The 25,119-nt window shown below is 37.1% G+C and carries 28 protein-coding genes and 1 pseudogene; 22 read left to right on the top strand and 7 right to left on the bottom strand.

Annotation, left to right across the window (positions count from 1 at the left end; genetic code table 11):
* The first annotated feature begins 79 nt into the window (after positions 1 to 79).
* The 5 genes from proC (at position 80) to ACWATA_RS13050 (ending at position 4,450) form a co-directional block, all read left to right on the top strand.
* On the top strand, positions 80 to 922 hold the full coding sequence (gene proC / locus ACWATA_RS13070; RefSeq protein ID WP_154991363.1) for a pyrroline-5-carboxylate reductase: 843 nt from the start codon (positions 80 to 82) through the stop codon (positions 920 to 922).
* Between the two features lie 87 nt (positions 923 to 1,009).
* Positions 1,010 to 2,116 (top strand): glutamate 5-kinase, encoded by a 1,107-nt coding sequence (proB, locus tag ACWATA_RS13065; protein WP_028413398.1) that lies wholly within the window; start codon positions 1,010 to 1,012, stop codon positions 2,114 to 2,116.
* Positions 2,117 to 2,230: 114 nt separating this feature from the next.
* The gene (locus ACWATA_RS13060; protein WP_028413397.1) at positions 2,231 to 3,493 is read left to right on the top strand and encodes a glutamate-5-semialdehyde dehydrogenase; all 1,263 of its coding nucleotides are present in this window, start codon (positions 2,231 to 2,233) and stop codon (positions 3,491 to 3,493) included.
* Between the two features lie 358 nt (positions 3,494 to 3,851).
* Positions 3,852 to 4,049, top strand: a complete 198-nt coding sequence (locus ACWATA_RS13055; protein WP_013056990.1) for a cold-shock protein — start codon at positions 3,852 to 3,854, stop codon at positions 4,047 to 4,049.
* A 38-nt stretch (positions 4,050 to 4,087) separates the two neighbouring features.
* Positions 4,088 to 4,450: a VOC family protein gene (locus ACWATA_RS13050; RefSeq protein ID WP_013056991.1), complete on the top strand. Its 363-nt coding sequence runs from the start codon at positions 4,088 to 4,090 to the stop codon at positions 4,448 to 4,450.
* A 22-nt stretch (positions 4,451 to 4,472) separates the two neighbouring features.
* On the opposite strand, the gene ACWATA_RS13045 is transcribed toward ACWATA_RS13050, so the two are convergent.
* The gene (locus ACWATA_RS13045) at positions 4,473 to 5,078 is read right to left on the bottom strand and encodes an RraA family protein (protein WP_154991362.1); all 606 of its coding nucleotides are present in this window, start codon (positions 5,076 to 5,078) and stop codon (positions 4,473 to 4,475) included.
* Positions 5,079 to 5,519: 441 nt separating this feature from the next.
* Here ACWATA_RS13045 and ACWATA_RS13040 point away from each other — a divergent pair, with 441 nt between their 5' ends.
* The 3 genes from ACWATA_RS13040 to ACWATA_RS13030 all read left to right on the top strand — a co-directional run bounded on the left by ACWATA_RS13040 (position 5,520) and on the right by ACWATA_RS13030 (position 7,019).
* Positions 5,520 to 6,029 carry a DUF3189 family protein gene (locus ACWATA_RS13040; protein ID WP_043982658.1) on the top strand — a complete coding sequence of 170 codons (510 nt, stop codon included), beginning with the start codon at positions 5,520 to 5,522 and terminating at the stop codon, positions 6,027 to 6,029.
* Between the two features lie 247 nt (positions 6,030 to 6,276).
* Positions 6,277 to 6,732 carry a hypothetical protein gene (locus ACWATA_RS13035; protein WP_033578944.1) on the top strand — a complete coding sequence of 152 codons (456 nt, stop codon included), beginning with the start codon at positions 6,277 to 6,279 and terminating at the stop codon, positions 6,730 to 6,732.
* Positions 6,720 to 7,019, top strand: a complete 300-nt coding sequence (locus ACWATA_RS13030) for a YxcD family protein (protein WP_014460159.1) — start codon at positions 6,720 to 6,722, stop codon at positions 7,017 to 7,019. The genes ACWATA_RS13035 and ACWATA_RS13030 overlap by 13 nt, the downstream gene beginning before the upstream one ends.
* 45 nt (positions 7,020 to 7,064) lie before the next feature.
* Here ACWATA_RS13030 and ACWATA_RS13025 read toward each other — a convergent pair whose 3' ends face one another.
* Positions 7,065 to 9,236, bottom strand: a complete 2,172-nt coding sequence (locus tag ACWATA_RS13025) for an MMPL family transporter (protein ID WP_154991361.1) — start codon at positions 9,234 to 9,236, stop codon at positions 7,065 to 7,067.
* A gap of 207 nt (positions 9,237 to 9,443) precedes the next feature.
* Between ACWATA_RS13025 and ACWATA_RS13020 the strand changes: the two genes are divergently transcribed.
* The 3 genes from ACWATA_RS13020 (at position 9,444) to ACWATA_RS13010 (ending at position 11,674) form a co-directional block, all read left to right on the top strand.
* Positions 9,444 to 10,304, top strand: a complete 861-nt coding sequence (locus ACWATA_RS13020) for a dimethylarginine dimethylaminohydrolase family protein (protein WP_034266049.1) — start codon at positions 9,444 to 9,446, stop codon at positions 10,302 to 10,304.
* A 128-nt stretch (positions 10,305 to 10,432) separates the two neighbouring features.
* Positions 10,433 to 10,636, top strand: coding sequence for an alpha/beta-type small acid-soluble spore protein (locus ACWATA_RS13015; RefSeq protein WP_013056997.1), 204 nt, complete (start codon positions 10,433 to 10,435; stop codon positions 10,634 to 10,636).
* 189 nt (positions 10,637 to 10,825) lie between these two features.
* The gene (locus ACWATA_RS13010) at positions 10,826 to 11,674 is read left to right on the top strand and encodes a YihY/virulence factor BrkB family protein (RefSeq protein ID WP_028413391.1); all 849 of its coding nucleotides are present in this window, start codon (positions 10,826 to 10,828) and stop codon (positions 11,672 to 11,674) included.
* A gap of 33 nt (positions 11,675 to 11,707) precedes the next feature.
* Here ACWATA_RS13010 and ACWATA_RS13005 read toward each other — a convergent pair whose 3' ends face one another.
* Positions 11,708 to 11,983, bottom strand: coding sequence for a hypothetical protein (locus ACWATA_RS13005; RefSeq protein WP_034266052.1), 276 nt, complete (start codon positions 11,981 to 11,983; stop codon positions 11,708 to 11,710).
* A gap of 200 nt (positions 11,984 to 12,183) precedes the next feature.
* On the opposite strand from ACWATA_RS13005, the gene lipP1 reads away from it, so the two are divergent.
* The 5 genes from lipP1 (at position 12,184) to ACWATA_RS12980 (ending at position 16,643) form a co-directional block, all read left to right on the top strand.
* A complete protein-coding gene (lipP1, locus tag ACWATA_RS13000) occupies positions 12,184 to 13,116 on the top strand; it encodes a LipP1 family hormone-sensitive lipase (protein ID WP_098112591.1) in 933 nt (310 codons plus the stop codon).
* A 681-nt stretch (positions 13,117 to 13,797) separates the two neighbouring features.
* Positions 13,798 to 14,034 (top strand): hypothetical protein, encoded by a 237-nt coding sequence (locus ACWATA_RS12995; RefSeq protein WP_325076817.1) that lies wholly within the window; start codon positions 13,798 to 13,800, stop codon positions 14,032 to 14,034.
* A gap of 690 nt (positions 14,035 to 14,724) precedes the next feature.
* On the top strand, positions 14,725 to 14,877 hold the full coding sequence (locus ACWATA_RS12990; RefSeq protein WP_155017243.1) for a hypothetical protein: 153 nt from the start codon (positions 14,725 to 14,727) through the stop codon (positions 14,875 to 14,877).
* A gap of 40 nt (positions 14,878 to 14,917) precedes the next feature.
* On the top strand, positions 14,918 to 15,604 hold the full coding sequence (locus ACWATA_RS12985; protein WP_473049905.1) for a hypothetical protein: 687 nt from the start codon (positions 14,918 to 14,920) through the stop codon (positions 15,602 to 15,604).
* A 145-nt stretch (positions 15,605 to 15,749) separates the two neighbouring features.
* Positions 15,750 to 16,643: a helix-turn-helix domain-containing protein gene (locus tag ACWATA_RS12980; RefSeq protein ID WP_034266057.1), complete on the top strand. Its 894-nt coding sequence runs from the start codon at positions 15,750 to 15,752 to the stop codon at positions 16,641 to 16,643.
* 369 nt (positions 16,644 to 17,012) lie between these two features.
* Here ACWATA_RS12980 and ACWATA_RS12975 read toward each other — a convergent pair whose 3' ends face one another.
* Together ACWATA_RS12975 and ACWATA_RS12970 are read right to left on the bottom strand one after the other, a co-directional pair.
* The gene (locus ACWATA_RS12975) at positions 17,013 to 17,546 is read right to left on the bottom strand and encodes a PIN domain-containing protein (RefSeq protein ID WP_047750993.1); all 534 of its coding nucleotides are present in this window, start codon (positions 17,544 to 17,546) and stop codon (positions 17,013 to 17,015) included.
* 7 nt (positions 17,547 to 17,553) lie between these two features.
* Complete coding sequence (locus ACWATA_RS12970) at positions 17,554 to 17,910, bottom strand: hypothetical protein (RefSeq protein WP_028413384.1); 357 nt, start codon at positions 17,908 to 17,910, stop codon at positions 17,554 to 17,556.
* Positions 17,911 to 18,340: 430 nt separating this feature from the next.
* On the opposite strand from ACWATA_RS12970, the gene ACWATA_RS12965 reads away from it, so the two are divergent.
* Positions 18,341 to 19,318: a ring-cleaving dioxygenase gene (locus tag ACWATA_RS12965; protein ID WP_028413383.1), complete on the top strand. Its 978-nt coding sequence runs from the start codon at positions 18,341 to 18,343 to the stop codon at positions 19,316 to 19,318.
* Between the two features lie 98 nt (positions 19,319 to 19,416).
* Here ACWATA_RS12965 and ACWATA_RS12960 read toward each other — a convergent pair whose 3' ends face one another.
* Positions 19,417 to 19,923, bottom strand: coding sequence for a PCYCGC motif-containing (lipo)protein (locus ACWATA_RS12960; protein WP_028413382.1), 507 nt, complete (start codon positions 19,921 to 19,923; stop codon positions 19,417 to 19,419).
* A gap of 234 nt (positions 19,924 to 20,157) precedes the next feature.
* On the opposite strand from ACWATA_RS12960, the gene ACWATA_RS12955 reads away from it, so the two are divergent.
* From ACWATA_RS12955 to ACWATA_RS12940, 4 genes and pseudogenes are all read left to right on the top strand, one after another.
* Complete coding sequence (locus ACWATA_RS12955; protein ID WP_034266072.1) at positions 20,158 to 21,012, top strand: STAS domain-containing protein; 855 nt, start codon at positions 20,158 to 20,160, stop codon at positions 21,010 to 21,012.
* 321 nt (positions 21,013 to 21,333) lie between these two features.
* Positions 21,334 to 21,534, top strand: coding sequence for a DUF3311 domain-containing protein (locus ACWATA_RS12950; protein WP_033578956.1), 201 nt, complete (start codon positions 21,334 to 21,336; stop codon positions 21,532 to 21,534).
* Positions 21,531 to 23,024, top strand: a pseudogene (locus ACWATA_RS12945) (sodium:solute symporter family protein). Before ACWATA_RS12950 ends, ACWATA_RS12945 begins: the two are co-directional and overlap by 4 nt.
* Positions 23,025 to 23,250: 226 nt before the next feature.
* Positions 23,251 to 23,418: a Fur-regulated basic protein FbpA gene (locus ACWATA_RS12940; RefSeq protein WP_080754423.1), complete on the top strand. Its 168-nt coding sequence runs from the start codon at positions 23,251 to 23,253 to the stop codon at positions 23,416 to 23,418.
* A gap of 235 nt (positions 23,419 to 23,653) precedes the next feature.
* Here ACWATA_RS12940 and ACWATA_RS12935 read toward each other — a convergent pair whose 3' ends face one another.
* Positions 23,654 to 24,247: an exonuclease domain-containing protein gene (locus ACWATA_RS12935; protein WP_028413378.1), complete on the bottom strand. Its 594-nt coding sequence runs from the start codon at positions 24,245 to 24,247 to the stop codon at positions 23,654 to 23,656.
* Between the two features lie 233 nt (positions 24,248 to 24,480).
* Between ACWATA_RS12935 and ACWATA_RS12930 the strand changes: the two genes are divergently transcribed.
* Positions 24,481 to 24,777 (top strand): hypothetical protein, encoded by a 297-nt coding sequence (locus ACWATA_RS12930; protein ID WP_473049904.1) that lies wholly within the window; start codon positions 24,481 to 24,483, stop codon positions 24,775 to 24,777.
* Positions 24,778 to 25,119 lie beyond the last annotated feature (342 nt).

Genomic DNA, 25,119 nt, shown 5'->3' with positions numbered 1-25,119 from the left:
ACTCTTTTTCAGCATGTTACTATAGGAACCGTTGAAAGAAACGAGAACAAAAATACGAACAAATGACAGGGGAGATTTGATGGATCAAAAACAAAAAGTTGCTTTTTTAGGTGCTGGATCAATGGCAGAAGCGATGATTTCTGGTATGGTCAATGCAAAGAAATTACCTGCTGAAAATATTATCGCAACAAATCGCAGCAATGATGCGCGACTGCACGAACTTGAAAATAGATATGGTATCAAAGCAGTAAAGCGCAGCGAGCTGAAAACAGATGATATTGACGTTTTTATTCTAGCGATGAAGCCAAAAGGCGCTGAAGAGGCATTAAACGAATTAAAGCCTCAAATCAACAAAGACCAGCTTGTCCTATCTGTTCTTGCAGGGATTTCATCTTCTTACATGGAAGAGTTATTGCATGATGAACAGCAGGTCATTCGAGTGATGCCGAATACATCAAGTATGATTCAGCAATCAGCAACGGCTATATCTCCAGGTCAATATGCTGCAATGGATGCTGTGCTAACAGCAAAAGAGCTGCTTTCTGCAATCGGAAAAGTGTACGTGATTGATGAGCCTCAAATGGACATTTTCACAGGAATTGCCGGAAGTGGACCCGCTTATTTTTATTTCCTTATGGAGCATATCGAAAAAGCAGCTAAAGAAGAAGGTCTCGATCCTGAGCTAGCACGTGAAATTGGCGCCCAAACCATTTACGGTGCAGCAAGAATGATGATGGAAAGAGATGAAACGCCGACGGAGCTTCGTGAAAATGTGACGTCTCCAAACGGTACAACAGCAGCTGGTTTAGACGCCTTAGCTAAACACGGCGGCGGAGAAGCAATGATGCAAGCAGTCAAAGGAGCATCAAAGCGTTCAAAAGAAATGAGTGCTCAACTACAAAAAGTGGCAAGTACTAATTAATTCGTCACTTATCTTCTTCGTGAATTCCTCACCACAAAAAAATAATCATAAACAAGAAAACATACAGAACACACTAGGAGTGATTTGATGAGTCCCGACAATAAGAAGCGGGTTGTAATTAAAATTGGAAGTAGTTCATTAACAAGTTCACACGGTGAAATCAGCAGACGGAAGCTCGAGCGCCTTGTGGATCAAGTCGTAGACTTAAAAGACAGCGGTCATGAAGTGCTATTGGTTTCATCAGGAGCTGTAGCTGCAGGATACCGCAAGCTTGGCTGCTTAGAGCGACCTAGCTCTTTACCTGAAAAACAAGCAGCTGCCTCAATTGGTCAAGGACTGTTAATGGAGGCTTATTCAGAACTGTTTCTATCACATGGATACGTTGCTTCTCAAATCTTAATTACGAGAGACGATTTTTCAGACGAAAATCGTTACAACAATGCACGAAATACAATTAATGTGCTGTTAGAACGTGGCATCGTACCAATTGTCAATGAAAACGACACGGTAACCATCAATCGATTAAAATTTGGCGACAATGATACACTTTCAGCTAAAGTTGCTGGACTAGTGGATTCCGACCTGCTTATTATTTTATCGGATATCGATGGCTTATACAGCGCAGACCCTCGTCAGGATCCAAATGCAAAATTAGTTCCTCATGTAGGGGAAATCACGCAAGACATCGAAGAATCTGCAGGAGATTCAGGAAGTTCAGTTGGAACAGGCGGTATGCGCTCGAAAATTGACGCGTTCAAAATCGCTATGGCGTCAGGAATTCCAGCATTTTTAGGAAGAGCTGGCGTGCCAAACATTTTAACACAAGCGGTTGACGGGGATGCAACAGGAACGTATTTTGAATCTGAAGATGATTCTGCGAACCTTAATCAGAAAAAGCAGTGGATTGCGTTTAACTCTGGTCCTGAAGGGGAAATAGTAGTCGAAGATGCCGCGAAACGTGCAATTATTGAAGATAAAGAGCCTTTACTTCGCGAGCATGTTAAATATATTAAAGGCCACTTTAGTGAACGAGCAGTTGTACGTATTCTAGATAAAGATGACAATGAGCTGGCTCTTGGCGTGACAAATTATTCATCTGATGAACTTGCACTGAATGAGCCAATTGATCAACCGATTGTTGACAGCGAAGGTCTAGTGTGTCACTTAGAAATTCCAGTACCGGTCGGTTTGTAAGCAAACATGCTGTAAAGAAAAGGAGCCCTTCCTTTTCTTTGCATGATTGCATTTACCTCTTATGCCTCACACTTTAAAATCAAACAAAACTAAAACGAATCCAGGAGTGATTTGGTGTTACAAACAAATGAAACGTATTCAGTAGAAGAACAAGCTATTTCAGCAAAAAAAGCAGCTAAGCAATTAAGTTTACTAACAACAAAGCAAAAGAACGATGCGCTGTTAACGATTGCTTCTACACTTGAAAGCAACACGGAGTATATTTTAAAAGCAAATGAAGTAGACTTAAAAAACGGGAAAGAAAAAGGTTTTGACGAAGCGCTTATGGACCGCCTTGCTCTTTCAGCGGAACGTGTAAAAGAATTTGCAAACGGCCTTCGTGAAGTTGCTGAGCTAGATGATCCAACAGGCGATATTTTATCAAGCTGGACATTGGATAACGGTCTAGATGTAAAGCAAGTACGGGTGCCTCTTGGCGTGATCGGAATGATTTATGAAGCACGTCCAAACGTAACGGTAGATGCAACAGGGCTAGCGTTGAAATCTGGAAATGCTATTGTGTTAAAAGGCGGCTCTTCAGCTATTTCATCTAACCAAGCTATCGTGGACATTATTCATAAAGCTCTTGATGAAACGCCAATTCCTAAAGAAGCGGTACAGTTTATTTCAAGTACAGATCGTGCGGCTACGCAAGAATTATTTACAATGAAAGAGCATATTGACGTGCTGATTCCGCGCGGAGGGGCTTCATTGATTCAAGCGGTCGTCAATAACGCAACCGTTCCCGTGTTAGAAACGGGAGTCGGAAACTGCCATATTTACATCGATGAAAAAGCTGACGTTAAGAAGGCCATTCCGATTTTAATTAATGCAAAAACAGATCGACCAGCGGTGTGTAACGCAGCAGAAACGGTTCTTGTACACAAAAACTGGCTCGATTCTCATAAAGATGAATTGATTCAAGCATTCAACGATCATAGTATTGAAGTATATGGTGACAAAGCGACAGTAGGTGAAATTCCTGGAGCAAAACCAGCGGCTGAAAAAGACTGGGCTGAAGAGTATTTACGCTTAGCAATTGCGATGAAAGTAGTAGAGAGTGTGGATGAAGCGATTGACCATATCGAAACATATGGAACAAAACACTCCGAAGCCATCATTTCAGAAGATGAACAAGCCGTTTCACGCTTTATGTCATTAGTTGATGCAGCCGCACTGTATCATAATGCATCTACGCGCTTTACTGACGGAGGAGCTTTAGGATTTGGAGCTGAAATTGGGATTTCAACTCAAAAGCTTCATGCACGTGGTCCAATGGGACTTCCTGCACTTACGACAATTAAATATATTATGAGTGGAAACGGACAAACTCGATAAGAAATCAAAAGCGAGCCTAATCATGTGCTCGCTTTTTTTTTATGAAAAGCAAAACAAGTAAATGGAAGCTGATTTGTAAAAAAATATAAACTCTGTTATAATAGTAAAATATATAATTTTTGTGATCTTCATTTTTGTTCTTTTCAGACTATCCCGTTGTTTTAAGAAAAGCAACTGCTACCTGCTTTGTTATAACTTCATTTTTATTTTAGTCTTTCAAGACGCCGTATTATTCCTCAAAGATTGATTTACGGATGTATAGTATCACTTTATCTTGCACCATTTACCGCATTTACACGCTAAGTTAATCTTCATTTATTATCCACTTAAAAAGTACTGTTTAAAGGAGACGATGTGTATGTATAATCGTAAAAATTTAGAGCCGGCTGTTATTGAAGAAACAAAAGTTTGGGAATGTACATCAGATACGTGTAATTGTTGGGTTCGAGATAACTTTAAAAGCGGAGATCAGCCAACTTGTCCAATTTGCAAAAGCGAAATGAAGCAAGCTGTAAAAGAGCTGCAGGTTATTCATAATCCTAGAGTCATTGATTAATAACTTTTAGGAAGACGTTTTTTGAAAGGGGTTTGTGGATGTTTCTGGGAATTGATCATGTTCAGCTTCTTGGTCCAGAAGGATGCGAGCAAGAAGCAAGAAATTTTTATGAAAATCTTTTAGGAATGAAAACTGTTCTTAAGCCGGAAAATTTAAGGCACAGAGGCGGCATATGGTTTCAATGTGGGACTCAAGAAGTGCATATCAGTATTCAAGATGACTACATACCTGCTAAAAAAGCGCATCCAGCTTTTGTCGTGGAAGATATCAAGACGCTTAGACGTAAATTGGCACATTCGGGCTGCGTTCTTTCTGAAGAAGAGCCTATTGCAGGGAGAGAGCGTTTTTTTGTCCATGACCCGTTTGGAAATCGATTAGAATTTTTACAATATGACAAATAAAAGACCTCCAAGCGGAGGTCTTTTATTTTAGGGCTTTATCTAAATAGGTATATACCGTTTCTTTGCTAATTAATACTTCGTTCTCTCGGTCTTTATCTTTTTGCCATTTTTCTCGCGCTTTTGCTAATACTTCTTCGGCTTGCTCCTTGGGAATGACAATCACTCCACCGTCATCACCTGCAATAAAGTCTCCAGGACGGATTTTTACGCCCCCGCAGGAAATGATCTCGTTTACCTTTCCTTTTTCTTTTTTGCTGCTTGCTGCGATCGTAGAGCCCTTACAAAATACGGGGAAATCGAGCTTTTCGATGTCTTCTTGATCTCGTATAACCCCATCTAGTACAATACCGCTTATTCCAACAAGCTTCGCCATGGCTACTACGAAATCTCCTGCTAAGGCACGGTTACAGTAGCTTTTACCATCAATAACGAGCACACTTCCCGGCTCCGCTAGTCGAATCGCTTCAAGCACTGAGTAATTATTGCCAGCGGGCGTATCTACGGTAAGAGCCGGCCCGAATAGTTTGTAATGACGCTGCAAGGGCTTAATAGAAAAGTCTAAGTGGTTGGCACCTTCCATTGCATCTGATAAATTTGCTGTTGATAATGGGAACTGTTCATTCAGCATCGTATCTCTCCTTTTTAACTTTAGTCTATCTATACATATTCATATAAGAGAAAGCTCTTATTTATGAAAGGGCAAGTATATAATATGAAGTATTGAAGACGAATTAACTATAAACGTGCAATGTTAGAAGCTTTCAGAGACAAATTTCATCCATTCATTAAATCTTTTTCCTATATGTTATTCGTTATATAAGTATATAGATCCTTTAATGTTACTGTTTGAATGTCTCTATTTCCAAGAATTTCTTGAATCTTTTTAAACTTCAACCAAGAGGGAAGTAGTTGTGGGAAGCAAAGAATGGAGTGTAACAATTGTATTCCAGGATGTTTTTTGTACAGGTTTTAATAGGGAAAGAACAGAATTTCTTCTGGAAATCTAAGAATGGGGCAGAGAAATTTTGATTATAATGAAAGGAGAGTTAGTTATTTAGGAGATGACAAGATGATTTATATTTATAACTGCTACGGAGGCACACATTCATCAGCATTGGCAGCTGCTTACCATCTGAAAAAGCTCCCTGCTAATAGAGAACCAACTGATAAAGAAATATTAAATATTGATGTTTTTAATAAATTGACTTCTAAGGATATGGGGAAGTTAATTTTTCATGGATATGATGAAGAAAAAAATGAAGTATATACATTAGGGAGAGGGTCTTCAAAAGTAGTAGTTCCTGCTATGTATGAGTTAGCCAATTTGCTAAATAAAAAAGGAGAATTACAAACGAAAATACTTTTTTCCAATACATCTCCCACCGTACCTTTATCTATGACACTAGGAGGTTTGTTTTCAAGAAGGTTAAAGATTAATGTAATAGGTGTTCCTTTATTAATAATAGGTGCTAAGCAGGCCCATAAAGACATTATTAAATTAGTGGAGCAAACAAAGAATTCTGCAAAAGTCACTACCTCAAAAATAGAAATTTTAGATAATGTTTTCGGCGAAGTGTAAAATAAGCTATATATAATAAAGATGAAGGACCTTTGTTAGTTTTATGAATGCCTTTGATTTATACTTAACTGATGTTATATAAGCACGAAATACGTGCAAATGTTTAATCCTGTGAACATTTAATGGAGCTTTATGCATTTTTATATAAAAAAGTGAAACCTTTTGGTATGATGAAACGTAGGAACATATATGGAAATCATATATGAAAAAACATATGTGACGTTAGTCATTTAGTGGAGGGAAAGCAATGGTAAAAAAATTATTGGCCGCATTTATCGCATTAGCGGTTGTGTTTTCACCAGTCGGTGGATCACTTATTCATGACGGTTCAAACGTAGCAAGTGCAAAAGGGTATAAATCAGGAAAGCGCTCTTTTGACAGCGGAAGCAATAACCAATCAAGCTTATTTAAAAACAATAACAGTAATTCGGTTAAGCAAAACAATACGTCTAAAAACTCATCATCTAAAAGTACAGCAGCTGGTTCAAAGCGCGGCGGCTTAATGAAAGGTCTTTTAATGGGAGGAATTGCGGGCTTATTATTTGGAAGCTTATTATCTAGCTTAGGACCATTAGGCCCAATTTTAGGCTTTATGGTAAATATGCTTGTGATTGTAGCTTTAATTCTTCTTGTAGTAAAGTTGTTCCAAAGCGTACGTAGCAACAAGCGTAAAAATGAGGAAGTGAAATCTTGGAGACAATAAAAATTTCTGAACAAGATATTATCAATGCGATGTGTTTGTATATCGCAGAAAAAAAACAAGTTCAGCCTCAAGAAGTAGAGATTGAGCTAATGTATGATGATGACTACGGTTTTTCAGCAGAGTCATACGTGCATGATCGTAAACAGGTTCATATTACTTTGAACATTATCGAAGCGCTGCGCTATTGGCTGGATACGGAAATGAACGTAGACCCATACGCAGCAGGACTAGAACTGGAATTAGACGATGAAGAAGGCATTATCGCTTTTGCTAAATTAAGTCGATAAAGAAATCTTCAATGCAAAACCCGCTCACTTGAGCGGGTTTTTTTATCATGATTTTACCTGTTCGTTGGAACTGGACTTATCGCTTTTTTTAGTGAAAAACCACCAGTTGGCATCTCCAAGCAATTTCATAAGAGAAGGGACAAGAAGCATTCTGACAATCGTTGCATCGATAAATATAGCTAAGGCAATTCCTACACCCATTTGTTTAACAGGCGTTACGTCTGTAAAAGCAAAGGCTCCTGTAATGACAATCATGATTAAAGCAGCGCTCGTAATGATTTTACTAGTGGAAGCTAGGCCTTCTACCGTTGCTACATTGTTATCCTTCGTTTGATGATACACTTCGTGAATGCGTGAAATCAAAAAGACTTCGTAGTCCATGCTAAGCCCAAATACAAGGCCGAAAACAAAGACCGGCAGCACTAAAGCGATATTGGATTGGGTAAGACCTAAATGTCCATTTTGAAACAGCCATACAAGTAAACCAAACGTAGCTGTTAAGCTTAAAATATTCATAATGATAGCTTTTAAAGGAATCAGGACGGAACGAAAAGCAATCATTAAAATGACATACGTTGAAAATAAAACAAGAGCCAGGCCATAAGGCGCCTTTTTATAAATTTCATCAAATATTTCTTGTTCGAATTTTGGATAGCCGCCGATATGAACGGTGAAAGGTGAACGTTTCTCTTTCCATTTTCGAACAAAATCTTTTGCTTGATCTGAATTTTGGTCTGTATCTAGCGTAGCTTTTATGAGCATATAATGTTCGTTAATAAACGAATCTACAGCTGGCTTTGTCTGCGCGCTTATCTGCGGGTTGTTCAGCATAGCTTGAAGCTGATCACTGGATTTTACGTTTAAAGCGGTAGAAATAGAATCAACTTGCTTAACTAACGAATCTTCTTTTAATTGTTTTATAAAAGTAAAGGCATTTGTTAAAGGCTTTTCCTTCAGCATATCTTGCTTAGCTTCTAACACAAAATAAACGTCTGCCGTGTTTTTATTTATAAACGTATCGTTATACGTGTCAAAAGCTTGACGAGACTCGTATTTTGTTGGCAGTGCTTCTGAAGATGGTATTTCTAGATGCATGTCTCGAACGGGAATAAGTGCTACTAACAGAATAATAAGAGAAACAATCGTCATAGCTACAGGTTTTTTCATGACAAATGTAGCGAATGAACGCCACCTAGACTGACCGCCTTGTTCACTGACTTTTAGGATGCGTAAACGATTAATGCGTGTACCTAATATAGCCAGTATGGAAGGAAGCAGCGTAAGAGCTGAAAACACAGCAATAAAAACAACAGCCATTCCTCCAAGAGCGACGTTTTGAAAAATATCAACTTGAATAAACAGCATTCCCGCTAATCCAATAAATACGCATAATCCGGAGAAGATGACCGAGCGTCCCGCTGTTTGAATGGTGATTTTGATTGCTTGTTCTACCGATTTTGTTTGAATTTCTTCTTTAAAGCGATTAATAAATAAAAGGGCAAAGTCAATACTAAGAGCTAATCCAATCATTGGAATCACGTTTAAAATGAAGATGGACAGCTCTGTGTACGGATGAAAGAAATAGACAACGCCCATGGTGGTAACGACGGTTACAATTCCTATCATAAGAGGAATTGCAGCGGCTACCACGCCGCCAAAAGCTAGAAGAAGCACAACTAAAGCAACAGGAATACCAATGGCTTCTGCTTTTGCTAAATCTGCTTGGCTTGCTGTATTCATATCTTTTTCAATAATAGGACCACCGGTTAATTTTACACTAACTTCTTTTTCTTCAGATGAAAGAGTTCTGATCTTTTCCACTCGTTTATCCATCGTTCCATCATCGTGATTAAAGTGGATAATTCCATACGCTGTGCTTCCTTTTATCATCTTGTTAGAAGCCGTTGGTATGTCAACTTTCGACGCGTCTGATTTGTCCTTTGCTTTTTGCATATACTGAGCGATCGTTTGCTGGAATTTCGAGTCAGAAACTCCGTCTTTTTTTTCAAACAAAACGATGATCTGAGCTTCGCTAACATCAAATTTATTAACTAAAAGCTGCTCGGTATCTTTATACATTCCTTTCATTTCAAATCCGTTTCCTCCAAGCACAGAAGGAAGCTTAGCCGCATAAAAGCCAAATCCGACAATTAGGATGACCCACAGTAGTAATAAAATTTTTCTGCCCGCATATAATGCGTTCGCTATTTTATTCATATTAACCTCCAATTTTTTGTACAGTTACTAGACTATTTTATACTAACAGTTATTGTAATTAGAAGAAGTATTGTGTTTTTTTGTTTTTCTTGCCTGAAAAAGCTTTTCAGATAGATGCGCAGGGGTGTTTCCTTAGCAAAATCGTGTTTATGTTTCAGGCGATTTAGGGAACACTGTACATAAATGCACGAAGGGGGATTTAAAAAGATGCAAATGAAACAGCCAGCTAAAATGACGAATAGTTATGGATGTAAAAATGAGTATGATACATTAAAACGTGTGGTCGTTTGTCCACCTACATATATGAAAATTGAAGAAATTATTAATGAAACACAAAAGCATTATGCGGACGAAAACATTGATGAGAGCTTAGCTTCAAAGCAGCACCGTCAATTTGTCGAATGTCTTCAAAAAGAAGGGATTGAAGTCATCGGACTATCTGCACAAGAGCCATTTCCAGAACAAGTATTTACACGGGATATTGGCTATACGCTCGGAGATACCGTTATTGTCACGAAAATGGGCAGCGAAATTCGAAGCGGAGAAGAACAAGTGCTAGCCGATTGGCTGCAGCAGCAAGGTATTCCCTTTCATCAGGTACCGGACCACTCCATTGAAGGTGGAGATGTGCTGATTGATGGACAAGCTATTTTTATTGCACTCAGCGACCGTACAAGTAAAGAAGGCGTGGAGCATATCCAAGAGCTGCTTCCAGCGTATGAGGTTGTTCCGATTCCTATTGATCGGTCTTATCTTCATCTTGATTGTGTGTTAAATATTTTATCACCTACAGAAGCGCTTGTATTTTCACCCGCTTTACATGAGAAAGAATTAAATTTACTTCGCATGAAATATGACTTAATTGAAGTAACAAAAGAAGAGCAGTTTACGATGGGAACCAATGTATTATCCATCGGTAATCAACGGGTGATCAGTCTGCCAATAAATACAGAAGTGAATGAAGAGTTAAGGAAACGAGGCTATAAAGTGATTGAAGTTGATATATCTGAAATTATTAAGTCCGGCGGTTCTTTCCGCTGCTGCACAATGCCTCTTGAACGAGTGTAGAAAAGCTTAAAAAGAAAAAAAGATCTCGGCGATAGCCAGGGATCTTTTTTTTTGAAGGATGTTGTATAAAATTTCAAGTGAAAGGAACATTAACCTATATAAGCTGTTGAAGGAAAGGAGTGATAAACATGGCAAATCGTAATCCTATTTTAGTTCAAGGTGCTGAACAGCTTCTTGATCAGTTAAAAACGGAAATCGCGGGAAGACTTAACGTTCAGCTTGGCGCTGAGCAGACGGCTCGCGCAAATGGTTCTGTTGGTGGAGAAATGACGAAGCATCTTGTTGCAATGGCGCAGCAGCAATTAAGCGGTGCACAAGGACACATTCGCTAGTCTGCTCTACATAAACACTTTGATGAAAAGTTCTGGCTCTTTTGAGCCGGAACTTTTTTTGTGTAGGAAACATCATTCTACTTTCTCATGGTCGCTTGATTTGAGATTTTGCTCGAAATTCTCCACTTTCAAGGTTGAAAAGTGCATAAAATGGGAAAAGAACAAAAAAAGAGAAAGTAGAGGTTTATCATGAAAAAGCTATTATCATTTGGAAAAAGTCTTGGTAAAGAAATTCAAGAAGACCAAGCAACGGGACTAGCGGCTGAGCAAGCCTATTATTATATGCTATCATTATTCCCTATGCTTATTTTACTGATATCGATTGTTCCGTATCTATCGATTAAACCGGAAGAGGCAATCGATCTTCTTCAAAGCGTTATGCCGGGAGAAACGGCTGCAATCTTTAAAGATAACGTAGCTCAATTTGTGAGCCAACCAAACGGCGGGTTACTGACTGTAGGGATTTTAGGAACCATTTGGTCCGCTTCAAACGGTATGAACGCCTTTATTCGTGCAATGAACCAAGCCTACGACGTGAAAGAACAGCGCTCGTTTATTAAAGTAAGAGGCTTGTCCATTCTTTTAACAATTGGATTAATTGTAACAATTGTTGTATCGCTTCTTTTACCAGTGTTCGGAGGGGTTTTGTTAAATTGGATAAGCGAATGGTTTTCTCTTCCTTCAGGTACAACAGTGGTTTTAAATATTCTGCGCTGGATTGTTGGTGTCGGCACTATGGTACTTGTTTTATCCGTATTATACAGATTAGCGCCAAATAAAACATTTCCTTTTGCTCACGTATGGCCCGGAGCACTCGCTGCTACGCTGCTATGGCAGCTGACATCTTTAGGGTTCTCATTTTACGTAAGCAACTTTGGCAATTATTCTGCTACTTATGGAAGTTTAGGAGGCGTAATTGTTCTGATGCTTTGGCTATTTTTAACGGGGTTAATTCTCGTCATTGGAGGAGAGATTAATGCTATTTATCACCGAAACAAAACGGCTGCACCTCCTAAAGATACGTCTCAGGCGATGTAATAAAAAAGGAAACCTTTATAAAGGTTTCCTTTTTTAACGTTTAAAGCTATTAACAAGCTGTTTAAATGAGTTGGCTGTATATTTGACCGAATCTTTTTTGTACTGTATATCCGTTTTAATCGCTGCTTGTGTTACTTTTAAATGGTTTGTTTTTTCTTTAATATGATCAGTTTCGTTTTGAAGATGTTGAGAAGTGGCGTTTACAGAGTTCACAGTTGGCTTGATTTTTTTATTAAATGATACGCCTGCGTAAATAAGATACGCAAGTGATGCCAAAACAACAGCTAAGCTTATATAAACAATAATCATCATTGTGCCTCCTTCGTACGTATTTATATTTATATAGGTGAGAATAAAATATATACGAATATCATCCTCTTTATTTAATTGTTATACCCATTTTTAATTAAAACAAACAAAAGCCTGCCGAGAAGACAATATATTGGATTTTTTCTGAAATTTCATTCATCATTACATATAGAGTTACCTTGAAAGGAGAGAGAAGAAAAATGCCGTTAGATCCGCATATTCAAATATTTCTAAATCAATATAACGAAATGCCCCGTCCTTCTTTAGAGGACGTTACACCCCTGCAGCTGAGGGAAATGGAAAAAATGTCTTTAACTCCTTCTAAAGAAGCAGTTAAAAAAGTATATAATGAAGAAATCCAATTAAATGAACGTACCCTCACTATACGAGTGTATGAGCCTGAAGGAACAGGGCCATTTCCCGCTCTTGTTTATTATCACGGAGGAGGCTGGGTATTAGGAAGCCTGGATACTCATGACTCCATATGCAGGTCGTATGCAAATGAAACAAACTGTATTGTAGTGTCTGTTGATTACCGCCTTGCTCCTGAGAGTAAATTTCCCGCTGCGGTGAACGATGCCTATGACGCCTTGGAGTGGATTTCAGCCCACGCTTTTCAATTAAATATTGATTCAAACAAAATTGCCGTTGGAGGAGATAGTGCCGGTGGCAACCTTGCTGCGGTTGCAAGCATTTTAGCAAAACAAAGACAAGGTCCATCCATTGTTCATCAGCTGCTTATTTATCCATCTGTAGGATTTAAAAATCAGCACCCTGCATCTATGAAAGAAAATGCCGAAGGATATCTTCTTTCAAAAGATCTTATGGATTGGTTTCGCCTTCAGTACTTAAATAATAAAGAAGAAGAACAGCATCCCTATAACGCTCCGGTATTACTAGAAGATTTATCGAGCCTGCCGAGCGCTACCATTCTTACAGCACAGTACGACCCTCTAAGAGATAGCGGAAAAGACTACGCGGACGCATTAAAAAATCATGGTGTTCCCGTCACCTACGAAAATTATGAAACAATGATTCACGGGTTTTTAGGGTTTCATGAATTTGTTCCACTCGCTCAGCAGGCGATCAATAAAAGCGCAGCTCAACTGCGTCAAGTATTTGATTCTATTTAAGGATATATAGTGTCATAAATCATATAAACTCGAAAAGAACAGCACATTGATGTGCTGTTCTTTTCTGTATTTGGAGGGAGAAAAGGTTAAAAAGAGTTTCAAAAAAATAGCCTATTATCTCTTTTAAAGTTATTTCAATGTTATAAATAAAGACAATGTTATAGAAGTTATTGAAAATGATGCTTCACAATAAAAGAAAAGATTTCATATCTTAATGAAGGTTTTTTACAAGTTGAAACAAAGTAGGTGATTAAATGTTCTATTCTAATTTTTATACTCCTTTTAACTATGCTTTCTACCCTTATTTCATGCCTTCTTTTGGACGTCCTACTGGATATGTACTGAATTCTAGTGGTGAAGTTGACAGTTGGTGGGGAAATTATCCGTTAGGGTATCCTGCGAAAGCTCCAAAATTTTTGGGTGGGGGGCAGACGCCTATTTCAGGACCTGCAATACCATTCAGTTTCAGGGGTTATTATTGAACTGATTACAAGGGTTACTGCCGTAAAAGGTAAGAAAGATACCTACAAAATTAAAGCAGTATTTAAAGCGACTGAAAGAGATGATATTTAATTCAGTCGAGAAAGTCAATCATAGGGTCGACTTTTTATTTTAGGTAATTAACAAGTTTGATTTGGTTAATGAAGAGAAAATAATAAGTAACTAAAAGGAGGTGGAGTTATGGATTATGAACAAAAAGATTATTATATCAGTGCAAAAGAAAATGAGTATTATAAAGTAATAAATGTAGTAGGTCATATGTTAGAGAAAGCACAAAGTAATAATAAATATCCAGTATGGGGCGAAAAACTAAGAACTGAGCTAAAAGAAAGTGCTGGTAATAACCTTACTCCATGGCATTTTAATATGATAATATCCACACTTTTAGATTATGTACCTGAAGAAGTAAAAAAATAAATCTAATGCTAAGTCACTCTGAAGAGTGGCTTTTTATTATATCTATAGTATGCAAATTAAAATATGTGCTAAATAATAAATGGTAAAAAAGGTGGCTAAACAACATGCCTAAGAAGCCATCTAAGATATATAACACAGAGGAATGTCGTCAATTAGCTTATGATACATATTGTGACAAGTGCAAAAAAGATAATCATTAAGAGTACAAGGAACAGAGAGTAGATAAGGAAGGGAAAGCCTTTTAATCTAGTAACCCATGAATTAAATTATGCAATAGGAAGAAGAGATTAAATCCTTTAGATGAAGTCTGTCTTGAAGAAGGCAGGTGTACTCCTATTGAAATAGCCTATCACCTTATAGAAGTTAAAGAGGATTGGAGTAAAACTCATAGAGTGATCGTAAAGCACATCACCATAAGGTTCACTTTGGTGTAGATGGTAAGAAGTACACGAAGATTAAGAAGATAAGAGAACCTATTAGAGAATGCTTATTTACAGAAAAGCAAGTAAAAGAATTATTAAAAGCTATAGAAAGTATAATGATGGATTACATTAATTATAGGAAAGAAAATGCAGAGAATGAGAATGATTCAAAAAGAAAATTATCGAAAAACTGATAAGGGAAATAATTGAATATATAAAAAAATAACCTTTTTCGTGATATTATTTACTCGTTAAGGGGCTGTGTGTTGTGAATGAACAATTAAAACCTGAGGAAATTAGCATAGAAGTTAAACTTGAGCTTCTAAAGATATGTAATGACGTAATGAACAATATAGGGACCCCTAAAGAATTAATTAAGGACTTAGAAAAATTAGTTAGTCAAATCAATTTATCAGTTTAATGTAACACTCCATACAGAGAAAAGTTAAGGGGAGAATGCTGTGAAAAAGTTGTTAGTTGGTAGCATTTTGTTGTCTTTGAGTTTCACTATGGGAGCATGTGACCAAGGGGAAGAGAAGAACGGTGAGAATTCTAAGGAAGAAACTGCTGTAAAGCCAGAAAAAAAGACTAATGAAAGAGAATTAAATAAGAAATCTGAATCTCAACAAATTCAAGATGAACAGAAAGATTTACGTGCCTACGCTACAAAAGTTGAAGTAGAAAGAAAGGCTAAGGAATTAGCAGAACAAAAAGTAAAAGAAGAAGCGGAAGCTAAACGACAAGTAGAAATAGCCGAACAACAAAGACAACAAAAGATTGCCGAAGAACAACGTATAGCAGCTGAACAAGCAGAGCAAAAGAAGGAAGCGGAATCTCCAGTTAGTCAAGAAACAATCGATAATTATGGAGCAAATCAAGCTGAAACATGGGCTGAAGAGGCTGAGATTGAGGAGGAACTGAATAAGGAAGAAGAAAGATTAGCTAAAGAACAGGCAGAACAAGAAGCATATGAAGCTCAAATCATTGCTGAACAAGATGCTAATTTCTCCGATGAAGCAAAGGAACAGATTCAAAAAGAAATTGATGAAGAAGGATATAGTCAAACATCATACTATTGCGATCAAGTTATGACTGCTGTACAAAGAGGGGATATGACTAAAGAAGAAGCTGGAGGTTGTTTGAAATAATTTAATTATAATTTCAAGAATTTCCTTTGGAATTATTTTCTTATTTCTATTGATAAAAAAACTACCTAAATGGTACAATAGACTTATAAAAACATAATGGAATGTTGTTTTCACAGAGTTCATTGACATTAAGTAAGGTGATTTTTTGAATGATAAAAAACAAGTAGGTCAGCTGATTCAAGATCTGCGAAAGATTGCGGAAATGACAACTGTCGAGTTATCAGAAGGAATTTGTACAGAAGAAGAGCTACATCGATTTGAACAAGGTGAAATTCATGCAAGCAGTGAAGTTCTCTATCATTTATCGAAACGCTTAGGGGTTCCGATGAATTATTTCTTTGAAGCAGGAGAGCTAACGCCCAACGATTATTCAAAAGAAATTAAATCGACCATTAGGCATTATATACGAAAACGCGATTATGAAACTGTGTTACATATGGTGGATAAAGAAAAAGATAATCCTATGTTTCAAGATCCTTTTCACGCACAATTTTTCCTATGGCACGAAGCCATATGTGATTATTATATTGGAAATAAATTTGAACAAGCGCTTCGTAAATTGGAAAAAGCGATTGCGTTCACGCGTACGAGCGAACAGTTTTATTCAGAGAAAGAGATTGCTATTTTAAATAGTATTGCCATTATTTACGAAGAAGAAGGTCATTTAAAAAAAGCGTTCAGTACGTTTATGGAAGGATTGCAGCATATTGCTTTGCTTCCTAAGTTAAAAGATCCTCTTGTCAAAATTCGAATTTTATATGGATTATCACATGCGCTTTTGCAAATGGAACGTTATGAAAAGTCGGTTAAATATGCACAAGCAGGACTAGAGCTGTGTATTCAGCATGAGACGCTTTATTTATTAGGAGAACTGCACTATCAAATTGGAGAAGCACTCTGTCAGCTTGGTGAGCTTAAAGAAGGAATAGCTTACCTAGAAAAAGCTATTACTGTTTTTGAAATTGAGCAAAATGAAGCGTTTGTGACCATTATTAAAGAAGAGATGTCTAAATATCAAGAAACAAAAAAGAAGAGCTGACAGCTCTTCTTTTTTTATCTCCAATACACTGGGTGTGGGTAAAACGGACGAGGACGAGGGTAAAAGTAAGGGGGGTGGTAATAAATGGGACGTGGGTAAGGGTAAGGATAAAATGGACGTGGGCGAGGATATGGATAATAACCATAAGGGAATCTTTCTTCAGTTTCCTGGGGATTGGAATAATAATCATAGCCATATTGATACTCTTCTAAAGGTTGTTCCGGGTAATATGGGTAATTCACTCTTTTCACCGCCTAAGTTTTTATGCTTTTTACTGTATTCAATATAGAAAGAATTGGAGTATGTACCCATCAAACTTTTAATTTGAAAAAGGCGGGAGACAAGGAGTATTTTGAAAGCAAAAACAAATTAACTTTCCTTCTCGTTTTCTTGTAAGTTATCAGCACCGGGAAGGTTGGGAGGTTCAAAGCTTTTAATAAAAGAAGCGTAAGCAATCGTGTCTTTAATAGGATTTACATAAGATAATGGTTGACCTCGGTAGCTGAAATTAAATGTAATCCAAGCAAAATCTTTATTATTGTTGGAAATTAGTTTTGCATTATGTATAAAAGCAGATGCGGCAATCATCGCATCCGGGCCTTTAATTTTTTTATTTGATTCTATTTTGGCTTTTCTGCGAATTTGAGCTGCTAGCTGTGCAATTTCACTTGTAACGTCTACAATCTTATCGGTCATATCGTAAATATAATGATTTTTTACTGCTTTGACTTGAGGATTTGTTTCTACTTCCCAATGCGACAGAAGTTCCATTTGTACAACGGTAGGCATTAAAAATTCCGTATTATTTGAAATAAGTTCATTAATATATTCCACAACTTCTGGATAATTAAGCGCATGTGAAGCCCAAATGTTTGTATCAATGATTACTTTTTCACCCAACACAAATCGTTCACTCCTCTCTACTAGCCATGCGCACGAGCTCTTCTAACCCAAAAGGTGAGTAAAGAGCCGCGGATTCTGAAAGCTGATTGCTTAATAGAAGCTTTTCGTATTTAGTTAATCTAGTTTTGGCAGATTTTATGAGCCTTTCTTGTGTGCCGTTTACCACTTGATCTTTTTTATCATACGTGCGTAGAACTTTATTTTGAGGTTTATATTTAAGATTTTTTTTATTCACAGGGGGTGAGGAAGGTGGTTGCGGTGAGGGTTTTGTGTAAATTTTTCCATTTATTTTTATTTTGAAGTGCTTCTGAACTTCCTTGCTGTACGTTCCTTTTTTGTCATCTACCAAGCGCTGTGCTTTCATGATATCCCTGCCTTTTATATAAATTTATATAGTATATGTGATGAAGTTTTTTCTTACTATTCCTTTTATATAAAAAGATTAAAAAAGTTAGCTGCCGGGAGTTATTGAATTAATTGATGTTTGCCTGTTGGGTGATGATCTCAGCCAATACCGGACAAAGGTTTAAAAACATGATATCGTGTAAGAGAAATAAATTAGTATAGGTTAGAGAAGGGACTAGGCAACAATACGGTGTTTTATTACCGATTTGGTCCGTCCTCATTTATGAGATTTTGCTAAAATGTAAAAACCTACATATTTCCTTCCGAGATCATCCATACTTTATTGACAAAGGAAAATTAATCATGGTATATTATCTTTAATTAAAGATATTTAAATTAAAGATAAATAACGAATGATAAACTAGACGATTTATCCGGAGGAATGTAGAATGAACCACTTAAAAGGAATACACCACGTAACGGCTATTACGAGCAGCGCAGAAAAGAATTATGAATTTTTCACCTATGTGTTAGGCATGCGCTTAGTAAAAAAAACGGTCAATCAAGATGATATTCAAACGTATCATTTGTTTTTCGCAGATGATAAAGGCAGTGCCGGAACGGACATGACTTTTTTTGATTTTCCAGGAATTCCAAAAGGTTCTCACGGAACAAATGAAATTTCAAAAACATCTTTCCGCGTTCCAAATGATGAGGCTTTAGACTATTGGGTAAAGCGCTTTGATCGCTTAGAAGTGAAGCATACGGGGATTCAAGAGCTATTTGGGAAAAAGACGCTTTCGTTTGTTGATTTTGATGATCAGCAGTATCAGTTAATTTCCGATGAAGGAAATCAAGGAGTTGAATCAGGCACTCCTTGGCAAAAAGGTCCTGTACCTCTTCAATACGCTATTACGGGACTCGGTCCTATCTTTATTCGTATCGCCGAGTTTAATTACTTTAAAGAAATGATGGAAAAAGTCCTTTTATTTAAAGAGATTGCTCAAGAAGGAAATCTCCATCTATTTGAAGTAGGAGAAGGGGGAAACGGTGCGCAAGTAGTAGTCGAACACAACGAAAAACTTCCGCAGGCTCAGCAAGGTTTTGGAACGGTTCATCACGTTGCTTTTCGCGTAGAAAATCGACAGGCTCTTGAAGAATGGATTAACCGAATGCCAAGCTTCGGTTTCCATACGTCTGGTTATGTGAATCGTCACTTTTTTGAATCGTTGTATGCAAGAGTGGCTCCGCAAATTTTATTTGAATTTGCGACAGATGGACCAGGATTTATGGGAGATGAACCTTACGAAACGCTCGGAGAAAAATTATCACTTCCTCCATTTTTAGAGCCAAAACGTGCAGAAATTGAGAAGCTCGTGCGTCCGATTGATACAGTAAGAAGTACAAAAGAGTTTGTGAAAGAATAGTACACAAAAAACACTCAAATAGCTATTTGAGTGTTTTTTGATGTTTTCTACTTTTACATATATCTGTCGCGAATGTTTACTTGAACAATGCCAATGTTCTACAAGGAAGGAGTAGGAGTGGGTTGTGCATAGCCTTCCTTATATTTTTCATCGATGTCTTTGCGAATATCTTTTATTGATTTGCCTCGGTTATAGTCGAGCATAGCTTTAGCTGCAATTTCTATACACAATCCGCATTTTGTTCCATGATCATCCCAGACAACTGCTCCATTTCTTTTGTTTTTAAAAATAAAGCAGTCATAGCTATTTTTGTGATTCGCTTCCATGCCACATCCACAGTAGCAAGGGATTTTTTCAAGTAGTTCACGATTTTTAGCAACGGATAGATAAACTAGCTTCATGTCTTTAGGCTGGTTCTTCAAAAACTGTGGTAAAACATCTGCTCCTGGAGTCTCTTCGCGAATATCAGCAACTGCAGCTTTATGATGTTCATGACCTGAATGTGCAGAAGAGTTTGTAGCAGAAGAAGTTGTTGTATTGTTTGAGCAAGCTGATAATCCAATACTTGTAGCGAGAAGCCCCAACAAAATAATTGATTTTTTCAATACAATTAACATCCTTTCATGTCAAAATAAATGATAGTTTCATCATACACGGCAGTTTATCTATGTAGATAATCAAATACCTGCTTGTTTATATCTAATTCTCTATAAGTATGCAGAGCGGTTATCGTGTATGATAGAGATGGACGAGGAAAAAACATGAAGCATGAATTTCTCATAAGGTGCGTTTTGTAAGTGATTGTACAGAAGGAGAAAGTGAACGGAGGTTAAACAGTAGTGAGTGAACAAAATCAACGTCTTTTTGAATATATTTTAGAGAATTCAGCCTCTATCAGTGAAGAATGGCTGCGCCAAAGAAGTAATATTAAAGGATCGATTTACTCAAAGGACGCAGACGCATCAGTTGAGAAAAAGCTGCGCGAGCAGCATCGTTATACAATCGAAACAATTGCGAGCGGCTTTCTTGACGATCAAGAGATTTTTAAACAACGTATGATGAAATGGACGACGGAAGTAGTAAACAGCAGAATTAAATTTGATACGCCGATTTACGAAGTAGTAGAAGCGCTAAGCAAAACAAGAAAAATTATTTGGACATATGTCAAAACATATAGCCTGATACATTCATCTATTACAAAAGAAGATATACTGTCTTGGAGTGAAGTTTATCATACAACATTTGATAAACTCATTAATGAATTTTCCGAACAGTATTATAAAATCACAAGGCAAAAAATAAGTCTTCAGCAAGAGCTAATCGACGAAACGAGTTTTCCTGTTATTCCAATTGTAGACCACATCGCGGTCTTGCCTTTGGTAGGGCTTATTGATGAAATCAAAGGTGATTCTATTATCGAGGTTGTTCCAAAAAGGTGTGCAGAAAAACATATAAGGCATTTAGTCATTGACTTATCGGGTGTAAATTATGTAGATACGTATGTCGCTCACAAATTTTTTGATTTGATTAACATTTTGCAGCTGCTAGGCATCCATGCGATTATGTCAGGAGTGAGTCCTGACATGGCTCAGACGGCTGTTAATGTAGGAATCAGTTTTAATAAAATTGAAACGTTCGGACATTTAAAGCAAGCGCTCTCTTCGCTTGGTGTAAAGAAAAAAGAAGAAGAATAAAGTATAGAAATGCTAGATCGAAACGGAACTGTTTGAGACCTTTACTTTCAGTTCCGTTTTTTTGTTTGTCTATATTCTGTATATAAAAATATGAAATAATATTCTGCTGCATTCAAAATTTTGTAAGCATGTCTTACAAACTCCTTTTCATATGGGGACAAATGGAAGATACTAAGGAGCAAACAAACGGCGGTTTTCTATGACAAACGTCTCGTTTAGCTCAAGAATGGAGGTGTAAAGAGAAGAATAAGAGAAGTACATAATGAGATAGTTAAAGCCTTAGATAAGTACTGATAAGCCGTGTGATTAAGGAGGAGTTCTATGAAAATAATTTATCTTCTTTGCCTGCTTCCGTTTGTAGGAATATTAGGTTTATTGCCTTTCGTTAACAAAGTGACTCCGTTTATTTTAGGGATGCCTTTTTTTCTTTTTTGGATTGTTATGTGGGTAATCCTTACATCTTTTATTATGGGTATTGTGTACAAGCTCGATCCTGCTGTTAAAGGAGGAGATAAACAATGAATACCGCACTGATTATTATTTTCGGTTTTTTACTTTTAGCTATTTATCTTGGAATTCGAGCTACGCGGGGCAAAAAAATGGATTTAGAGCAGTGGAGCGTAGGGGGCAGAGGTTTTGGAACCGTTTTTGTCTTCTTTTTGATGGCGGGTGAAATCTATACTACTTTTACGTTTCTAGGTGGAAGCGCTTAGGCATATGGGAAAGGAGGGCCGGCGTTTTATATTTTAGCCTATATTTCTTTAGCGTACGTGTTAGGGTATTGGATTGGTCCGCAAATATGGCGATATGCGAAGCAGCATAAGCTCATGTCTCAGCCGGATTTTTTTGTTTCAAAATACAAAAGTCCGTTTCTTGGTATCGTTGTTTCATGTGCAGGGGTGCTGGCAATTGTTCCTTATATTATTTTACAATTCAAAGGCCTAGGCATTATTGTATCTGAAGCTTCTTATGGCTCTATCTCTTCAACTGCAGCCATTTGGATTGGAGCCATATCATTAACGGTTTACTTAATGATATCAGGCATACATGGTTCCGCTTGGACGGCTATTGTGAAAGATATTATGATTTTTATTGTTGTCTTATTTTTAGGAATATATATGCCGTTTCATTACTACGGAGGCTTACAGCCAATGTTTGAGGCTGTGCATCAAGCAAATCCAACGTTTCTTACTCTTCCCAAGACAGGTCTAAGTATTTCGTGGTTTATTTCTACAGTCATGCTGACCGTATTAGGATTTTACATGTGGCCGCATACGTTTAATGCAACGTATTCAGCTGAAAACGAGAATGTATTTAGAAAGAATTCTATTATAAGTCCTATTTATACGTTAATGCTGCTTTTTGTCTTTTTTGTAGGGTTTACTGCTCTTATGCAGGTACCTGGACTACAAGGCGCAGAAGCGGACTTGTCACTGCTTCGTCTTTCCATTCAAACATTTGACCCGTGGATTGTCGGCTTTATTGGCGCAGCTGGTTTATTAACAGCGCTTGTGCCTGGATCGATGCTCTTGATGGCAGCTTCTACGTCACTATCTAAGAACGTTTACGGCGTGCTTGTTCCCTCAGCGACGGGCAAACAAATTTCGATACTGGCTAAATGCTTCGTACCAGTCATTGCGCTTGTTTCAGTCTATTTTACACTTCATGGAGGGAATACAATTGTAACGCTTTTACTAATGGGCTACAGCATTGTGACGCAGCTGTTTCCTGCTTTTATTTTTAGTTTAATGAAAAACAATATCGTGACTAAATACGGGGCGTGTGCAGGTATTGTTGCCGGCATTGCGTCTGTGATGTATATAACGATTACTGAAACAACGCTTGGCACGTTGTTTCCTGCGTTGCCACAAATCATTAAAGATACAAATGTCGGCGTCATTTCGTTATTTATTAATTTAGTTGTATTAATGGTGGTTAGTTTAGCAACAAAAAAAATCGCCTCACAGCCGCATTTTGAAAGCGGGGCAGTAGATGGCAAACAGATTTTATGAAAATCTTTTTCCAATTGCGTTTTAAGAACATCATGAAGGGTATAAAAGTAGTGCATCACCAAAATGTTCAATATGGCTGCAAGACGTAAGCAGCCTTCTCGATAAAATGTAACGATTGCGTTGTTTTTAAACATAGGTAACGAGTGTGAAAAGCAACAAGACGTATGCCACAAGCGGTGTACGTCTTTTCTATGAAAGATATTCACCTAAAAAAGGAGATGATAACATGACATCTGAAAAAGCATTTGAGCAAAAGAAAGATCTTTTAATGAATCAAATTATTGAATCGGGTTACTTTAAAGCAGAAGACGGGAGACATTTGTACGAATTGAATTTAAGTGAACTAGAACAAACGCATCACGACCTTCAAAGCCAAAAGGTAAGAGAAGTATAATTTGAATCTTCTAGATTATTAGCAATTCAGCTGATTTCGTATATGTCTGTAAACACCAGCTGTTCAGTTTGTTCCTCCGCGATTTTTTGGTTTGAAAGCAGGCACTTTTCTTTTTCTTCCAGTGCGTTTACAACCTCGCTGTTTACAACCATATTCCTCAAACATATAACTCAACACTTAAGAAATAGGCAAATAAAAACAAAAAAAGCGCAGAAGCTGCGCTTTTTTTATTAAGTTAAAAACGAGTGGAAGCCGCTGTTTTTTTAGGTTTGCTCATTGCTTTTTTTAATACTTCAGAAAAATAGGGCTCTCCGCTAGGATTTTGCTGTCTTAGCAAGTCAATGGTTCCTTTCACGTCATCCATAGCTCTGTGAGCGTTCTCTCTCTCAATCTTATGATGGTCAAGAAGTGTTGTTAGTTTTTTATTAGGAAAGCCGTACTCTTTCCATTTGACAGCACGCATAGAGCAGTGCCATTTTTGGTTAAATAAAGATGGATACCGTTTTAAAAGAAAACTGCGATCGAAAGAAGCATTATGAGCGATGATAGCCGAAACGCTAGTTAACAATGATTCCACTTTTTTATCGTCTAATGTTTTATTTTTGACCATCTCATTTGTAATTCCCGTTAAGTTTGTAATGTACGGGAAAATGGGAGTTGAAGGCATATTAAATTCTTCATATTCTTCTACAATGTCGATTATTTCTCCGGTAGAAGAATCATAAGAAACAACAGCAATTGCCAGTTCGATAATATCGCATGTTTGAGCACTTAATCCCGTTGTTTCAACATCTAAAACGGCTGCTAATTTCACTTGTTCAGTTGACAACTCGTCGCCCTCCCTTTCTATTTATCATTCTATTAGCTTATCATTTTTTAACAGAAAACGTTAGTAAAAAAGATGAGCAAGCATGTACACGGGTTTATTTTATACGCCCACGTGGAAAAGGAATTTACTTTTTTAAAGGAGATGACGATAGCAAAGGAGAATAGTAATATTTACTCATCTAAATTAAGTCTTCATTGAAAATAATGAAATGAAGGAAGAAGGGGATCGTTATCATGCAATTGCTGTATATGGTACTTTTTCTTGTCTTAATTTTTTGGGGAATTACATCTTTTATTCATTACAGGAATCAAACTATTAAAGTTCGTTTGAACAAACATTATACGAATGCAGTAGAATGGATTGAAGCTGTTAAACAAGAGCTGGAAAAGCAAGGGAAATCCGTGAGTTATGAAGGGGATTTCTTGTTTAAAATTGATGAAAAACATTATGAAATCGCAGCGCGCAATATGTCTATTTGGAGCACGTCGCTCTATCATATCTTGCTGCATCGTCAAAAAGAACATTCTTAAATTTACTTGCATACAAAGGTTATCACTTCTCGTCTATCGAGAAGTGATTTTTTTATCTTTCTGTATCCATAATGGGGAATTTTTTGTTTTTATATAATAGTAATACGGAAAAGGTGGTTCTAATTCCCTAAAAAAATACGCTTCATACAGTTTTAGTTGTGGTTATCGATTTGGCATGGAATTTGCATACGCAAGAAGGGTTTATCAGACATTTTAATTGTCAGGCAAAGAAAACTAGTTACATACTATAAAACTATTTTACATTATCTACTAGAATCAAAAAATTTTAATAATATAGTAAAATGTAGTTGACCTTCCTAGTTTTAGAATATAAAATAAATC

It is taken from the genome of Priestia sp. USM5, from assembly GCF_058323215.1.
This window is presented reverse-complemented; position numbering and strand designations above follow the sequence as displayed.

Bases quoted from the DNA above. Each gene is read 5' to 3' on its own strand.
- ACWATA_RS12970 (WP_028413384.1), bottom strand. From the start codon at position 17,910: ATGAAAGCACAGCGCTTGGTAGATGACAAAAAAGGAACGTACAGCAAG.
- ACWATA_RS12940 (WP_080754423.1), top strand. From the start codon at position 23,251: ATGACATCTGAAAAAGCATTTGAGCAAAAGAAAGATCTTTTAATGAAT.
- ACWATA_RS13050 (WP_013056991.1), top strand. From the start codon at position 4,088: ATGTTTCTGGGAATTGATCATGTTCAGCTTCTTGGTCCAGAAGGATGC.
- ACWATA_RS13040 (WP_043982658.1), top strand. From the start codon at position 5,520: ATGATTTATATTTATAACTGCTACGGAGGCACACATTCATCAGCATTG.
- ACWATA_RS13020 (WP_034266049.1), top strand. From the start codon at position 9,444: ATGCAAATGAAACAGCCAGCTAAAATGACGAATAGTTATGGATGTAAA.
- ACWATA_RS13010 (WP_028413391.1), top strand. From the start codon at position 10,826: ATGAAAAAGCTATTATCATTTGGAAAAAGTCTTGGTAAAGAAATTCAA.
- ACWATA_RS12950 (WP_033578956.1), top strand. From the start codon at position 21,334: ATGAAAATAATTTATCTTCTTTGCCTGCTTCCGTTTGTAGGAATATTA.
- ACWATA_RS13035 (WP_033578944.1), top strand. From the start codon at position 6,277: ATGGTAAAAAAATTATTGGCCGCATTTATCGCATTAGCGGTTGTGTTT.
- lipP1 (WP_098112591.1), top strand. From the start codon at position 12,184: ATGCCGTTAGATCCGCATATTCAAATATTTCTAAATCAATATAACGAA.
- ACWATA_RS13055 (WP_013056990.1), top strand. From the start codon at position 3,852: ATGTATAATCGTAAAAATTTAGAGCCGGCTGTTATTGAAGAAACAAAA.
- ACWATA_RS13015 (WP_013056997.1), top strand. From the start codon at position 10,433: ATGGCAAATCGTAATCCTATTTTAGTTCAAGGTGCTGAACAGCTTCTT.
- ACWATA_RS12995 (WP_325076817.1), top strand. From the start codon at position 13,798: ATGGATTATGAACAAAAAGATTATTATATCAGTGCAAAAGAAAATGAG.
- proB (WP_028413398.1), top strand. From the start codon at position 1,010: ATGAGTCCCGACAATAAGAAGCGGGTTGTAATTAAAATTGGAAGTAGT.
- ACWATA_RS12965 (WP_028413383.1), top strand. From the start codon at position 18,341: ATGAACCACTTAAAAGGAATACACCACGTAACGGCTATTACGAGCAGC.
- ACWATA_RS13005 (WP_034266052.1), bottom strand. From the start codon at position 11,983: ATGATTATTGTTTATATAAGCTTAGCTGTTGTTTTGGCATCACTTGCG.
- ACWATA_RS12930 (WP_473049904.1), top strand. From the start codon at position 24,481: ATGCAATTGCTGTATATGGTACTTTTTCTTGTCTTAATTTTTTGGGGA.
- ACWATA_RS13045 (WP_154991362.1), bottom strand. From the start codon at position 5,078: ATGCTGAATGAACAGTTCCCATTATCAACAGCAAATTTATCAGATGCA.
- proC (WP_154991363.1), top strand. From the start codon at position 80: ATGGATCAAAAACAAAAAGTTGCTTTTTTAGGTGCTGGATCAATGGCA.
- ACWATA_RS13025 (WP_154991361.1), bottom strand. From the start codon at position 9,236: ATGAATAAAATAGCGAACGCATTATATGCGGGCAGAAAAATTTTATTA.